The following is a 14,670-nucleotide window of genomic DNA, read 5'->3' on the forward strand; positions in this document are numbered from 1 at the left end:
GACTCAGCGCGCCGTGTAGCCGCCATCGGCGATGAGCTGGGTGCCCACAAGGAAGCTGCTTCCTTCCGACAGCAAAAACGCCACGGCATGGGCGATTTCGTCCGATGTACCCAGACGACCGATCGGATGCAGGTCAACGGCCTTCTGGAGGGCCGATTCATCCAGGAAATCCAGGATGGGCGTACGCACGTAACCGGGATGAATCGAATTGATCCGGATTCCCTTGGACGCATAGGCCAGTCCTGCCGAGCGGGTCAGCCCGGTCACGCCATGTTTGGCTGCGACGTACGCAGGGTTCGCTGCGTCGCCCACCACCCCCAGGATGGAGGAGACGTTGACGATGGCGCCGCCTCCCGAGCGCAGGATGGCGGGAATCTGATGGCGCAGGCCATAGAACACGCCGTTCAGGTTGACATCGATCACCCGGCGCCAGGCGGCAGGGTCCAGTTCTCCCGCCGGGCTCTGGTCGCCACCGATACCGGCGTTGTTGACGGCAAAATGAAGGTCGCCGAACGTATCGACCGCGCAGGCCACGGCAGCCTGGACCTCATCGATGCGTGCCACGTCGGCCACATTGGCCACGGCTTGGCCGCCATCGGCGCTGATGAGCTTGGCGACGCGCTGCGCATTGTCGGCGCTGACATCCGAGACGACGACACTCACGCCGTTACTCGCAAGAAGTCGCGCGATGGCCTCGCCAATGCCGGATCCTGCACCGGTGACCAGGGCTACGCGGCCAGAAAATGAGTACTTCATAGTGTTTCCTCCAATGGGGTGGATACGTTGCTGATAAGTCGATTCACGGGGGTGACAGCCGATAGTGGTGCGCCAGCATCAGTGCAATCGCGCATGAGGCGATGCGTGTATCGCGCGAGTCGGCGCGGCTGGTCAGAATGACCGGCACTTTCGCTCCGAGGACGATTCCGGCGCTGGCTGCGCCGCCCAGGAATATCAACTGCTTGGCAAGCATGTTGCCGCTCTCCAGGTCAGGCACGACAAGGATGTCGGCCTGCCCGGCGACCTCGGAGACGATCCCCTTGGTGCGCGCAGCGGCGATGGAGATCGCGTTGTCGAAGGCCAACGGCCCGTCGAGCAGGCCGCCAGTGATCTGGCCGCGATCGGCCATCTTGCACAGCGCCGCCGCGTCGAGCGTGGCCGTCATCGTCGGGCTGACCGTCTCGACTGCGGCCAGGATTGCGACCTTGGGTTCGCGCACGCCGATCACCTGTGCCAGCTCGATGGCGTTGCGGATGATGTCTGCCTTCTGTTCCAGATTCGGGGCGATATTGATCGCTGCATCGGTGACGATGAACGGGCGCGGATAGGCCGGTGTCTGCAACAGGAAGCAATGGCTGACCCGGCGCTTGGTGCGCAACCCCGCTGCTGCCGAAACCAGCGCGGACATCAGCTCGTCGGTGTGCAGGCTCCCTTTCATCAGGGCTTCGACTTCACCTGCGGCTGCCAAGGCGACGGCTTGCTGCGCAGCGGCGTGGCTGTGCGGGACGTCCACAATGGCGACGTCGGCCAGATCCAGCCCGGCCTCGGTGGCGACTGCTTCGAGCCGCCCTCGTGGCCCGACCAGCACCGGCTCGATCAACCCCGCGTGGCGCGCTTCAAGCGCAGCGGACAGGCTGGGGACATCGCACGGATGGACGACGGCTACCCGAATCGGTTGCAAGTGCGCGACATGCGCCAGCAGGTGCTGCAGGCCTGTGCGGCCCTGCGCATCCGGATGGATTTCCGGCAACGCCGTGCGCGTTCTTTCAATGCGCTCAGTGGGCGCTACGACCTCTACCTGGCCTTGGAAAATCGCCACCCCCTCCTGGCTGGTGCAGGTGCAGTCCAGCGTGACGTGATGGGTGGCCGTGTCCTTGCTGCTCACCTGCATCTGCACGGTCAGCCTGTCGCCGGGCCGAACGGCTCCGAGCAAGCGCAGGTTCTGGCTGACATATTGGGTTCCAGGCCCCGGCAGGCGTGTTCCCAGCACAGCCGAGATCAGGACGTTTGCACAAATGGCCTCCGTGGTGTCCCGCGAGGGCGAAGACACCGAAGATTCCGGATCCACATCGCCCGATTGCAGCGCGAACATGTGGATGTCTTGCGGCGAAAACGTGCGTTCGAGGCTGGCGCTGTCGCCGATGGCGATCTCGTCGAAGGTGCGGTTGCGCAGAACCTGCAATGCGTCGGCGGCGCCATCGACCGGTGCGGAGGACGTCGTCATTTGCCTTTCCCTCGCCGTGTTTGACTTGTCCGCGGGGCGGCTGGCGTCTTGGACACAGTTTTCTGCGCAGCAGTTTTCTTCTGAGGCGCCTTAGGCTTTGGAGAGGATGTCTTGGAGGTCGTGTTTATGGCCGGAGCGGAGGTGTCACTGGCGGAGCTCGGCATGGCTGGCGCCGCATTCGCATCCTCGACCGCAGCGGATGTGCCACTGGCAGAGCGTGGCATGGCGGTTGTCGACTTCGCGTCCACGACCGTAGCGGAGGTATCAGTGGCGGGACTTGTCACGGCGGGCGCCGAAGCCGCCTGCGCTTGGCGCTCGGCCTGCTCGAACAAGGTAGAAACCTGTTCCAGCCTGGCTTGTTCTTGTGCGGACAGCACACCGCCGCTGCCAATCACTTGCACGATCATTCCCGCCACCTGGCGGATGTCATCGGGCGCTATGCCGTTGAGCAATCCGGGGATGGCGGACACCGTGGCGTCCTCGTCGAGCCTCATGAGCAAAGCCTGCCGACGAACGAGGTGGCGAAAGACCTGCATGTCGAAGTCGTTTGCCAAATGGGGGCGCGCGACTTCCTCTGCGTGCCGGAAGTGCCGCCCGTCGGCCTCGCCACGCGCTGCAAGCACAAAGAACAGCGCCCGTATGGAGGCTTCGGTGATCCCGCCGCTGTGAATATCCGCTTCGAGCCGTGTCAACTCTTGCGCCAGATACTGGCGATGCTCGGGCGTCTCGCTGGGATGGGGTCGCGGCGGTGCATCGTCGTGCAGGCTCTGTCCAGTCATGGCCTGCACCAGCGGCAGGCTGTACAGCGTGTCAAACGCCTGTGCGTAGATCTGGTCGCGGCAATCACGGAATTGATCCAGCATCTGTTCGACGGCGGCGGAAAACTGCGCCTGCAGTTGCAGGAAAGGGTTGGCCTCGGAGACGGGCTGACGATGGTCGCGCACGTGTTGCGCAGCCTCATGTACTGCGGCGGCGAGCGGATGCCTGTCAGACCACAATTCATAGCCCATGCGCAGCGGATGCAGCGGCTCCAGCCACTTCGCACCCTGGTCCGTGACCAGGGCACGCATCCATGGCTGCACGAAGCTGCGGTAGCAAGCCAGGTTGACCTCGGAGATCCGCGCAACGGCGGCGAACCGGCGATCGTTCTCAGGGTCGGGACGGACGATCTCACGGACTTCATCGATGTTGCTGCGCTGGATCCGAGTCAGGTAGGCGTTCCCGGTCGGCTCGCCTTCCTGCGACCCGTCGGGATTTTCATCGACCAGCATGCGGTGGATACCGGCCGGCAGCACGTCGATGACGTCGATGTTGGCGGCGAACTCCTGGTGCTCTTTACGCCCGACGCTGCCGGAGACGAAGATACCCAGATGCCCGATGCTGTCATGGGTGGCGTAGACGATGGTCTGGTCATGCCCCATCACGTCCAGATCGTTGCGGTACAGATCGGTGATCCAGCCCAGGGCCTGGGGCGGTGGCGTGATGTTGTCCCCATAGGAGCAGAACACCACGATCGGCGAGCGAATATTGCGCAGGTCGATGCGCACGCCATCAGACGTCACCAGCTGCGCCGTACTCAGTTTGTTGCCGATGAACAGGTTATCGACGATGTACTGTATTTCCACATCGTTCAGGAACACGTGGCCGCCCCAGTACTTCTCGAATTGCAAGTAGCGCGGGCCTTCCGTGTCGACCTTGGCGTACAGGTTGTACTGTTTGCTCCACAGCGTATTGGCCGGGTCCAGGTTCTCGAAGTTCTGTACCAGCCAGGCGCCGTCGAAGCGGCCGGCGCCCAGATCGCTGGTCAATGCCGTCAACCAGCTACCGCCGGTCAGACCGCCCGCGTAGCGCATCGGCATGTCGCCCGCCCAGTACGACAGCGGCGCACCGGCCACGATGATCGGTCCGAACAGTTCGGGCCAGACGGCGGCTGCCATCAGGATCTGCCAGCCTGCCTGGCAATTGCCGATGACCGCAGGCTTGCCGCGGCTGTCGGGGTGCAGCTCGCCGACCTTGCGCACGAAGGCCGCTTCGGCGCGCATGACGTCTTCGACGGTCTGGCCGGGAACGGGATCGGGCAGAAAGCCTACGAAGTAGCAGGGATGGCCAGCCTTGAGGGCCGCGCCGACCTCGCTATCGGGTTTGAAGCCGCCGATGCCTGGGCCGTGGCCCGCGCGTGGATCGACCACCACGAACGGTCGCTTGTGGGGATCGCTCGGCGTGTCGGCTGGCGGCAGGATACGTACGAGGCCATAGTTGACCGGCTGCGGAAGGTCCAGCCCGGACATGATGACCTCAGAGGCGAAGTCGAGTACGTTCGGCGTCTGCTCCTGCAAATGCTCCTGGTACTGGTTGCCGCGTTGGCGGCGAACGTCGGCATACAGAATGGACCGCTGCCAGGCATCCACTGCATACTCGCTTGCCATCGCCGATAGTCGCAACGGGTCCCACAGCAACTGCCCCCAATCGGCCGTTGGTGATGTCGTGGTGTCTCGATTCATGGCGATGGGCATTCCCTCTATGATGAAACTGAAAAATTGAATGGAAAGGGGCCGCAGGCACATCGTCTTGCCGGCCCTTCCTCACTCAGTACATGTGCTGGCCACCATTCATCGACGCATTGCTGCCGGTCATGAACCCCGCAGACTCGCTGGCGATGAATGCAACCAGTGCGGCGATTTCCTCAGGCCGTCCCAGACGACCCACGGGAATACCGGCAACCACCTGCTTGACCACTTCCTCCGACATGCTCGTCACCATCTTCGTATCCAGATACCCCGGCGAGACGGTGTTGACCGTCACGCCCTTGCGCGCCACCTCTTGCGCGAGGGCTTTGGTGAATCCATGCATCCCGGCTTTCGCGGCGGAGTAGTTGGTTTGGCCGAACTGCCCCTTCGAGCCGTTGATGGAGGAGATGTTGATGATCCTGCCCCAGCCCCTTTCGAGCATGCCGTCAATGAATGGCCGAGTGACGTTGAAAACGGAGTCGAGATTGACGCGCAGAACCGCATCCCAATCGGCGTAGCTCAGCTTGCGGAACGTAGCATCACGCGTGATGCCCGCGTTGTTGACCAGAATGTCGATGTGGTGACCGTCTGCTTGAATGAGGCCGGCCAGCTCCTGGCAGGAGGCATGGTCGGCCACATCCGCGCCGTAGGCGATGAAGTTGTAACCTTCACCCGCCTGGGCTTCCAACCACGCGCCGATGCTGGCATTGCCTGGCGAGTGGATGACGAGCACGGTATGCCCAGCATCGTGCAAGGCTCGGGCGATGGCCGCGCCCAGGCCACCGTTGCCGCCCGTGACCAGGGCGGTGCGTTGTTCAGCCGGCATTGCGGCCACCGGTCTTGCCCGGTGCCTCCTTGTCCTGGGCCGAGGCCCACACGGCCCCCCACTGTTTGAATATATCCTGGAACGGAAGTACCGCATCGCCCTGGCCTACGGCCTGCGTGACCGATTTCTGCCAGTCTTGAATGGCTTTTTGCAGGCCTTGGGTGAAGCTTGTCTGGTTTTTGATCGCGACTTGTGTCAGCGCCTGCGCGCCGCCCACGTGATGCTGAAACTGACGCCAGAAGGCTTGTGCGGGCAGCGTGGCCAGTTCCTGCCAGTTCTGGGCCTTGAGCAGGCTTTCGATTTCCGCGCCGGACTCGGCAATGCCGTCTTTGCCCGCGCGCGTGGCGTTCTCCAACCATTGCTGGCCGTTTTCCTGCACCAGGCGCTGGAGACGCAACTGCAGTTCCAGGTTCGCCTTGAACAGGTTGAGAGGGATGGTTTCATTGCTCATGGTCAAACTCCTTACTGGGTTGAGTGCCCACTCGGGCGGTCAAACGATCAGGCCATCTGGCCGATCGTTTTGCGAAAGCGTGCTAACGACAGGAAAAACAGAACTGTGCCGATCAGTGCCAGCGCCAGGAAGGGCTGCCACACCGTCTCCAGGCCGGCGCCCCGGTAGAGGATAGCCTGGCTCAGTTCCACGAAATGGGTGGTGGGTGCGATCAGCATGATGTTCTGCACTATCTCGGGCATGCTTTCGCGTGGCGTGGTGCCACCCGAGAGCATCTGCAGCGGCATGATGGTGAGCATCATCAACATGCCGAATTGGGGCATGTTGCGCGCCAGGGTGGCGATGAAGATGCCCATCGAGGTGGTGGCGAACAGACTGAGCGCCGCGCCAGCGAAGAACAGCGCAATGGAACCCTCGACGGGAACGCCCAGGACGCCGCGCACCATGAGATTGAGGGACAGGAAGGAGGCGATCAGCACGACCAGGGCCATCGACCAGACCTTGGAGAGCATGATCTGCGCGGGCGTGACCGGCATCACCAGCAGATGCTCGATAGTGCCGTGCTCGCGCTCCCGGATCAGCGCCGCGCCGGTGAGGATGATGGACAACAGCGTGATGTGGTTGATGATCTGCACCACCGAGCCGAACCAGGCCTTGTCCAGTGCGGGGTTGAAGCGTGCGCGCAAGGCCAGATCCACGGGTGGCGCGTCGGTGCCGCGGTAACGCTTGACGAACTCATTGACTTCACCGGTGAAGATCTGCTGGATATAGCCACTGCCGGTGAAGGCTTGACTCATTCGGGTGGCATCGACATTGAGCTGCGCGGCGGGCGATCGCCCCGCCAGCACGTCACGCTGGAAGTTGGGCGGAATAACCAGGGCGAAGGTGTACAGCCCCGCGTCCATGCCCGGGTCCACGTCTCTATAGTCGATCATGGCCGGCTGGGTGAACTGCGGGGGGTAGAAGGCCGAAGCAATCCGCTGGGACAGGGCCGAATTATCCTCGTCGATGATGGCGATGGGCGCGTTGTGCAGCGTCTCCGGCATGGAGGTCGCTGAGGTGTAGACCGATGCGGTGAACACATAGAGGATGAGCACGAGCATCATCGGATCGCGCCAAAGACTCCACAGCTCCTTGACACCCAGGTCGTAGATGTTGGCCAGGTTTCTTCTGCGCATCTCAGCGCTCCTGCTTCTTGAGTAGCAAAACGGCGGCGCCGAGAATGACCGGGACCGACAAGAGCATCGACCACAGCGGCCCCGTCAGGTCGGCCAGGCCGAGTGATTTGCTGAAAACGCCACGGCTGATGGAGATCATGTGCGTGGCGGGATAGATCTGCCCGATGAACTTGCTGGAGCCCTCGAGCGAAGACACCGGATCGATCAGACCTGCAAACTGGGTGGCCGGTATGAGCGTGCCGATCATGGCAAAGAACATGGCGGCGATCTGGCTGCGTGTGACGGCCGAGGCCAGCAGCCCCATGCCTGTCGCGGCGAAGGAGAAGATCAGCGCAGCCAGCGCCAGGGTGAAAAAGCTGCCCTTGACCGGAACGCCAAAGATGGTGACCGCGAGCAGCGTCATCAGCAGGAAGTTCACCATGGCCAGGCCGACATAGGGCAGTTGCTTGCCGAGCAGGAACTCGATGCGCGTGACCGGCGTCACGTACAGATTGGTGATCGACCCGGTTTCTTTCTCGCGCACCACCGCCAGCGCAGTCAGCATGGCCGGCAGCATGAGCAGCAGCAGAGGGATCACCGCCGGCACCATGGCTGGCAGACTCTTGACATCGGGGTTGTAGCGAAAGCGCGTCTCGACGCTCGCATTGCCTGCGGCGCTGGCGCCGCTGCGTTCGCTGGCCTGTACGAGTAGCCAGTGCTGGTGCATGCCTTGAACGTAGCCCTGCACGGTTTCCGCGCGTTGCGGCATGGCGCCGTCGAGCCAGGCGCCGATCTGCACGTTCTGGCCCCGCAACACGTCGCGGCTGAAGCCAGGGGGGATCTCAATGGCCAGCGACAGTTCGCCGCTACGCATCCGCCGGTCGAGATCGTCGTAGTCTACGATCGGCGCGTGCTCGGTGAAGTAGCGCGAGCCGGCCAGGTTCAGCGTGTAGCTCTGGCTGAGCGTGGTCTGGTCGCGATCGAGCACCGCATAGCTCAGGTCCTCGACGTCCATGGTGATGCCGAAGCCGATCACGAACATCAGCAGCAGCGAACCGCCCAGCGCCAGCGTGGCGCGTACCGGGTCCCGCTGCAATTCCAGCGTCTCGCGCCACAGATAGCTGAACATGCGCTGCAGACTGAAACCGCCAGAGCCGTGCCCGCCGTGTTCAGCGGTCGCCGCCGATGGTTGCTCCTCGTGATCGGCGGCCCCGGGCTGGCTGGCCGGCGCCGCCGTGCCGCCCTCGGCTTCGACGAGGTAGCCGATGAAGGCCTCTTCAAGGGTTTTGGCGCCGCGCTTCTCGACCAGTCTGGCGGGCACGTCGCTGTCGAGCACCTTGCCCGCATGCATCATCGACATGCGGTCGCAGCGCTCTGCCTCGTTCATGAAGTGGGTGGAAATGAAGACCGTCACCCGGTCACGCCGCGACAGCTCGATGAGCAGTCGCCAGAACGCATCGCGCGCCACCGGGTCGACGCCCGAAGTCGGTTCGTCCAGAATCAGCAGTTCTGGCTTGTGCACCATGGCGACCGCCAGCGACAGGCGTTGGCGTATGCCCAGAGGCAGACTGGCCGGCAGGCTGTCGATGACGTCCACCAGCCCGAAGCGCTCCACCATCTCATCGACGCGAGCAGGAATGTCCTCCGGGGACACACTGAAGAGTTTGGCGTGCAACTCCAGGTTCTGGCGTACCGTGATTTCGCTGTAGAGCGAGAACGCTTGGGACATGTAGCCGACGCGGCGGCGGGTGTCCAGATCATGCGGGTCCACTTCATGGCCGAACAGCCAGGCCCGACCCTCGCTCGCCGGCAACAGGCCGGTAAGCATCTTCATCGTCGTGGACTTGCCGCACCCGTTGGAGCCGAGGAAGCCGAAGATTTCACCGCGCCGGATGCGGAAGGACACGCTATCGACGGCAACGAAGTCGCCAAAGCGCATGGTCAGCCCCTCGGCCTCGATGGCGATATCGTCCGCGCCGCCATCCGACAAGGGGGGAATGACTACCGCTTGGTGTCCGCGCTTTTTCTCTTCCGGGAGCAGGCGGATGAATGCCTCTTCCAGGTTCGGGCTGCCTGTTCTTGCCAGCAATTCCTTCGGCGTGCCGGTGGCGAGGACCTTGCCGTCGTCGATGGCGGCCAGCCAGTCGAAGCGCTGGGCCTCATCCATGTAGGCCGTGGCCACGATCACGCTCATGCCGGGGCGATCGGCGCGGATACGGTCAATCAGATCCCAGAACTGCGCGCGCGCCAGCGGGTCCACGCCAGTCGTCGGCTCATCGAGAATCAGAAAATCCGGGTCATGAATCAGCGCGCAGCACAGGCCGAGTTTTTGCTTCATGCCCCCGGACAGCTTGCCTGCCGGGCGCTCCAGGAATTTGAACAGGCCAGTGGCCTGGGTGAGCTCATCGATCCGCTGGCGGCGCTCTGCGGCGCCATGACCGAACAGGCGCGCGAAGAATTGCAGATTCTCCTCGACCGAGAGCGTCGGATACAGGTTTTTGCCCAGTCCCTGCGGCATGTAGGCGATGCGCGGGCACACTTTATTGCGATGGGCCTTGCTGGCCATGTCGCCACCCAGCACCTCGACCGTGCCCTCCTGGATGATGCGCACACCCGCCAGCAATGAGAGCAGACTGGATTTGCCCACGCCGTCGGGGCCGATCAGGCCGACCATCCGTCCGGCGGGAATGTCCAGATCGATGCCATCCAGGGCGATGACGTCGCCGTAACGCAAGCGCACCTGACGGACGCTTGCAACGGTCGTGGGCTGCGCACTCGCACTGTGGCTCATACCTTACTCCGGCACGCGAACGGAGAGGTTTTGAGGCCACTCGGCATTGGCGTCGAGTTTGATCCAGGCCACGCCAGGCAACCCGGTCTTGACCTGATTGAGGTGCTCACGCAGCAACTCCTGCGAAATCTGCGCACGCACGCGAAACATCAGTTTCTGCCGTTCGCTGGCGGTTTCCACCGTTTTGGGGGTGAACTGCGCCGCGCTGGCGACGAAGGAAACGGTGGCTGGTATCACGTACTCCGGCGCGGCATCCAGAACGATGCGTACCTCGGAGCCGAGCCCGACACGCCCGGCCACGGTCTCGGGCAAGAAGAAGGTGAGGTATACGTCCGACAGGTCGATCAGGTTCAAGACGCGTCCGCCCGAACCCAGCACCTCGCCGGGTTGCGCCACGCGCACCTGCACCCGACCGTCACGCGGCGAGCGCAGTTCGCTGTCGCGGATATCGGCTTCGATGCGATTGATACTGGCCGTGGCAGCGGACACGCTGGACCTTGCGCCGACCAACTGCGCTTTGGCGGCCTCGACCGCGGCGCGGGCAGCGGCGGTCTGTGCTTTGCTGGCCGCGAGCGTCGCCTGTGCGCCCCGCACGCGCGCCCGGTCATCGTCCAATTCTTGTATCGAGGCGGCGCCTTCTTGGGACAATGTCTGCGAACGTTTCAGCCGCCGTTGCGCGGCATCGAGCTCCGACTCGCGCTGACCGACGAGTGCCTGCGCCGCAACCACGTCGGCTTCACGCAGCGCCACCTGGGCCTGTGCTGCGGTCACAGAATGCTCGGCCTGTTCACGCATGGCGAAGGCTTCGTCGCGCTGCGCCTCAAGCGTTTCCAGTTGCATCCTGGCCAGCGGCTGGCCCGCTGCGACGAAATCGCCTTCACGTACAAGGATGTCTTCGATACGTCCGGGAAGCTTGGTGGCGATGTCGATCTCGGTGGCTTCGATGCGGCCATTGCCGTTGACGAATCCTTCGCCGGGGCCGGTGTCGGCAAATTTCGTCCAGCCCCACCAGGCCAGCGCGACAACAACCGCTGCGGCGGCAGCGACCAGGAGTTTTTTCTTGAGAGAGGGTGAGAAGGTCATGGGTTCGGCGTGCCTTAACGGATTGATGGGGTGGGAGCGGGCGTCGAGGTCGCACCCTGCGCCCCGTCGGTTGCAGCGAGGGTGCCGCCGCCGAGCGCGGCATACAGCGCCACCTGGCTGGACAGCAGCGCGCGGCGCGCCTGTACCAGTTGTTGCTGGGCACCCAGCAGATCGCGTTGGGCATCCAGCACCTCCAGGAAGGCGGCCGAGCCGTTGTCGTAGCGCAACTGGGCCAGCCGTGCGCGTTCGCTTTGCGCTTCCAGGTTGGCTCTCTGGATCGTCAACTGCTCAGCCAGCCAGTGCTTTGCGCTCAGCGCATCGGCCACCTCGCGGAAGGCTGTTTGAATGGTTTTTTCGTAACCGGCGACGGCGATGTCGCGGCGCACTTCGCTCAGTTCCAGATTGGCGCGTCGGCGCCCGCCATCGAAGATGGGCAGTGACAGGGTGGGCATGAAGGTCCAGGCGCGACTGCCGGAATCGAACAAGCCATTCAAGTCGGAGCTGGCCGTGCCGAAGCTGCCAGTCAGCGCAATGCGCGGCAAGAACGCCGCGCGGGCCGCGCCGATGTGGGCATCGCTGGCACGCAATTGGTGTTCGGCGGCAATGATGTCCGGGCGACTGACCAGCAGCTCCGAAGGCAGACCGGCCCGCAGCTCAGCCAGCACCGTCGTTTCATCGAAGGGCACCTTGGTGGGCAGCGGGCCAGGATCGGCGCCCACCAGCATCGCCAGCGCATGCCGTTGCGTGGCGCGGGCTTGCTCAAGCTGGGTTAGCAGCGCCTGAGCCTGGTTCAGCAAAGTTTGGACTTGAGTGAGGTCCAGCTTCGAGGTCGAGCCGACTTCAACGCGGCGCCGGAAAATGCGATAGGACTCCTCGCGGGTCGCGACGGTTTGACGGGCGATAGCCACGCGTTCGTCTATCTCGCGCAAGCCAAGATAACCGTCGGCCACCTGGGCGATCAGCGCCAGGTGGACGGCCTGGCGGGCCGCGTCGGAAGCCAGCCAGCTTTGCAGGGCGGCGTCTTCCAGGTTGCGGACCCGGCCCCACAGATCCAGCTCCCAGGTGCTCAAACCCACCTCGGCCCGATATTCGCCGCCCACCTGCGATCGGCCCGACATGTTCAGATCGCCAGGGACGCGCGCGCGTCCACCTTGGGCGCCCACGCCCACGGCAGGAAAACGATCCGAGCGCTGAATGCGGAATGTGGCGCTGGCTTCCTCGACGCGCAGCGCGGCCAAGCGCAGGTCGCGGTTGTTCTCCAGCGCGGTCTCGATGAGGCGTTGCAGCAGGGGGTCGGTGAAGTACGCCTGCCAGGCAAGCTCTCCCGCGTGGGCGCCGTCGGTGCCTGATCCAAGATGCGCAGGCCAGGCTTCGGGCACGGGCAGCGGCGGGGTGTCTGGCGCCGGAGCGAGCGACATGCAGCCGGTCAAGACGACGGCGCTCAGGGCCAACGAGGCAGTGCGCAAGCTGAACGCAGGAAACAACAGGGAAGCTGGGGGCATGGTCACGTTCCGTACGGGTATCGGGCTGAAGAGGGGCTGGTTGCAGAGGAGGGGATAGCTGCCACCCACGCAATGCGGAGTTCGTGGCCGATGTCCGCAGGCCTTCCTTTCCTGCTTGCAAGTGCTGTCAAGCCCACTTCATCTCCTTGTTGATATGTGCATCCCCGTGTCCCCTGGCTGGTTGATGAGGTGCTCTTCCTGTGTCACATCCCAATGTGCCGGGTTCGTTCGCGCCTCTGAGTTGGCTTGCATCGTGAAATTTGAAAACAAACGACTGGACGGTTGTTTTTAATTATACGTTACAATCCGGGAACCGCAATCAGCGGGCTCGTCGGTCATTGACGCAGATCAATTCGAGCTGCCGGCTTGGGTTCAAGGAAGGCCCTGATTTCTGGTAGAGCCGGTGACCGGCCCGTGGGAACACCCCTCAGATCTTTGAACAGAGCCTTTGAATGCTACCCAAGAAAGATGACGCGCCCGACAAGCGCCGCTACCTGTCCTCTGCCGCCAGAAAAGAAGAAATACTCGACGCGGCCTTGGTCGAATTCGCGGATCGGACGTACAACGCCGTGTCAATGGAGCGCCTGGCGGAATGCGCAGGCTTGTCCAAGGCTGGTATCTACGCCCACTTCAAAAGCAAGGAAGAAATTTTTCATGCCTTGCTCGAACGCACGACAAAGCAGATTTGCGATTTCCAGGGCTGGCTCCCGGATGAAGATCTGACGTTGCCAGAGCTGGTAGATGTCTACCTGGATCGCCTATACGCGACCTTTAGCTCCCCTGCCACGATGTCGATTTACCGGCTGCTTCTGGCCGAAAGCGCCAGAACACCAGAGCTGGTGCAGCGTTGGCACAACGAAGTTGCTCACGGACTGAAAGAGCGGGCGCAGCTCATCATCCAACGCAACATAGAACGGGGCATCATTCGTCCGGGCGTCTTGACCGAGCACTTTTTCCCGCTGGCGCTCGCTCCCGCACTGCTATGGCTGAGCTCGTCAATGCTATCCAGGGGCAACCCTTCCATAGCGCTGGTGCAGTTACAGGATGCGCATCGGCAACTGCTGCTTGAGCTTTTGGAGCCTCGATGAGCAAGGTGACGCAAAAAGTCAGGCACCTCCCCATGCGCCTGGTGATCGGCATTGCGGTGCTATTGCTGACTGCGTGGGGCGCGCTGGCCCTGTGGCACCAGATGCCGCAACATCCAGCGGCTCGCTGGATCGCCACTCTGGCGTGGTCTGCCTCGGGGCTGTCCGTCGCCGTGTCGCTGGCAGGCTTGCTTGAAAGACGGACACGCAGGATCGCCGGATTCGTGTTCGGGGCCGCAACGGCAGCCCTGCTCATGTGGTGGGGAACGCTGCAGCCATCACACCAACGCCCATGGGCTGACGATGTCGCCCAGTTGCTGGAGGCCGGAATCGACGGCAGCCACGTTCACCTGAAAAATGTACGCAACTTCGAGTGGCGCAGCGAAACCGACTACACCCCGCAGTGGGAGAACCGCACATACGATCTGGACCGCTTGCGCAGTGCCGACCTGGTACTTTCCTACTGGATGGGGCCGCACATTGCGCACACACTGGTGTCGTTCGGCTTCGACGGTGGCGAGCGGGTAGTGTTCTCACTGGAAATACGCAAGGAGCGCCACGAGTCCTTCTCGGCGATCGGCGGATTCTTCCGTCAGTTCGAGCAGATCCTGGTAGCCGCCGATGAGCGCGACATTGTGCGTACGCGCAGCAATGCGCGAGGCGAGGACGTTTATCTCTATCGGTTGCAGATGAGTCAGGCGAATGTCCGCGCGTTGTTTCTGGAGTATCTGCACGCGGCCAATGAACTGCGGCGCACACCGCGCTTTTACAACACCTTGACCAGTAACTGCACGACCATCGTATTCGAGCTGGCTCGGCTCATTGCGCCAGCGTTGCCGGCGGACTATCGCCTGCTGCTGTCCGGACACTTTGCGGAATACATCCATGACCTGCACGGATTGACGCCCGGCCATCGCTACGCAGAACTGCAGGCACTGGGGCACATCAACGAACGCGCACTGGCCTCTGACGCATCAGGAGACGACTTCTCGATGTCGATTCGACAAGGTGTGCCCGGCGTGCCGGCCGACGAGGTATCTCCATGAG

11 protein-coding genes are annotated in these 14,670 nt (G+C 63.1%); 2 read left to right on the plus strand and 9 right to left on the minus strand.

Going from position 1 to position 14,670, the window contains the following annotated elements:
• Positions 1-3: 3 nt before the first annotated feature.
• From ACSBPU_RS16180 to ACSBPU_RS16220, 9 genes are all read right to left on the minus strand, one after another.
• The gene (locus ACSBPU_RS16180; protein ID WP_012112364.1) at positions 4-756 is read right to left on the minus strand and encodes an SDR family NAD(P)-dependent oxidoreductase; all 753 of its coding nucleotides are present in this window, start codon (positions 754-756) and stop codon (positions 4-6) included.
• Positions 757-799: 43 nt separating this feature from the next.
• Positions 800-2,221: a bifunctional enoyl-CoA hydratase/phosphate acetyltransferase gene (locus tag ACSBPU_RS16185; RefSeq protein WP_012112363.1), complete on the minus strand. Its 1,422-nt coding sequence runs from the start codon at positions 2,219-2,221 to the stop codon at positions 800-802.
• Entirely contained in the window at positions 2,218-4,722 is a 2,505-nt protein-coding gene (locus ACSBPU_RS16190; protein ID WP_012112362.1) for a DUF3141 domain-containing protein, read from the minus strand. Before ACSBPU_RS16190 ends, ACSBPU_RS16185 begins: the two co-directional genes overlap by 4 nt.
• Before the next feature lie 85 nt (positions 4,723-4,807).
• Positions 4,808-5,554: an acetoacetyl-CoA reductase gene (phbB, locus tag ACSBPU_RS16195; protein WP_012112361.1), complete on the minus strand. Its 747-nt coding sequence runs from the start codon at positions 5,552-5,554 to the stop codon at positions 4,808-4,810.
• Complete coding sequence (locus tag ACSBPU_RS16200; protein WP_012112360.1) at positions 5,544-6,005, minus strand: phasin family protein; 462 nt, start codon at positions 6,003-6,005, stop codon at positions 5,544-5,546. Before ACSBPU_RS16200 ends, phbB begins: the two co-directional genes overlap by 11 nt.
• A 47-nt stretch (positions 6,006-6,052) precedes the next feature.
• Positions 6,053-7,183 (minus strand): ABC transporter permease, encoded by a 1,131-nt coding sequence (locus ACSBPU_RS16205; RefSeq protein ID WP_012112359.1) that lies wholly within the window; start codon positions 7,181-7,183, stop codon positions 6,053-6,055.
• 1 nt (position 7,184) lies between these two features.
• A complete protein-coding gene (gene rbbA / locus ACSBPU_RS16210; RefSeq protein ID WP_442592994.1) occupies positions 7,185-9,953 on the minus strand; it encodes a ribosome-associated ATPase/putative transporter RbbA in 2,769 nt (922 codons plus the stop codon).
• Between the two features lie 3 nt (positions 9,954-9,956).
• Positions 9,957-11,036 (minus strand): HlyD family secretion protein, encoded by a 1,080-nt coding sequence (locus ACSBPU_RS16215; protein WP_012112357.1) that lies wholly within the window; start codon positions 11,034-11,036, stop codon positions 9,957-9,959.
• A 14-nt stretch (positions 11,037-11,050) separates the two neighbouring features.
• Positions 11,051-12,538 carry an efflux transporter outer membrane subunit gene (locus ACSBPU_RS16220; RefSeq protein WP_012112356.1) on the minus strand — a complete coding sequence of 496 codons (1,488 nt, stop codon included), beginning with the start codon at positions 12,536-12,538 and terminating at the stop codon, positions 11,051-11,053.
• A 452-nt stretch (positions 12,539-12,990) separates the two neighbouring features.
• Between ACSBPU_RS16220 and ACSBPU_RS16225 the strand changes: the two genes are divergently transcribed.
• On the plus strand, positions 12,991-13,626 hold the full coding sequence (locus ACSBPU_RS16225; protein ID WP_094840677.1) for a TetR/AcrR family transcriptional regulator: 636 nt from the start codon (positions 12,991-12,993) through the stop codon (positions 13,624-13,626).
• Entirely contained in the window at positions 13,623-14,669 is a 1,047-nt protein-coding gene (locus ACSBPU_RS16230; RefSeq protein ID WP_012112355.1) for an Lnb N-terminal periplasmic domain-containing protein, read from the plus strand. Before ACSBPU_RS16225 ends, ACSBPU_RS16230 begins: the two co-directional genes overlap by 4 nt.
• The last annotated feature ends 1 nt before the right edge of the window (position 14,670 follow it).

Source organism: Parapusillimonas sp. JC17 (genome assembly GCF_052180245.1).
GTDB lineage: Bacteria > Pseudomonadota > Gammaproteobacteria > Burkholderiales > Burkholderiaceae_B > Parapusillimonas.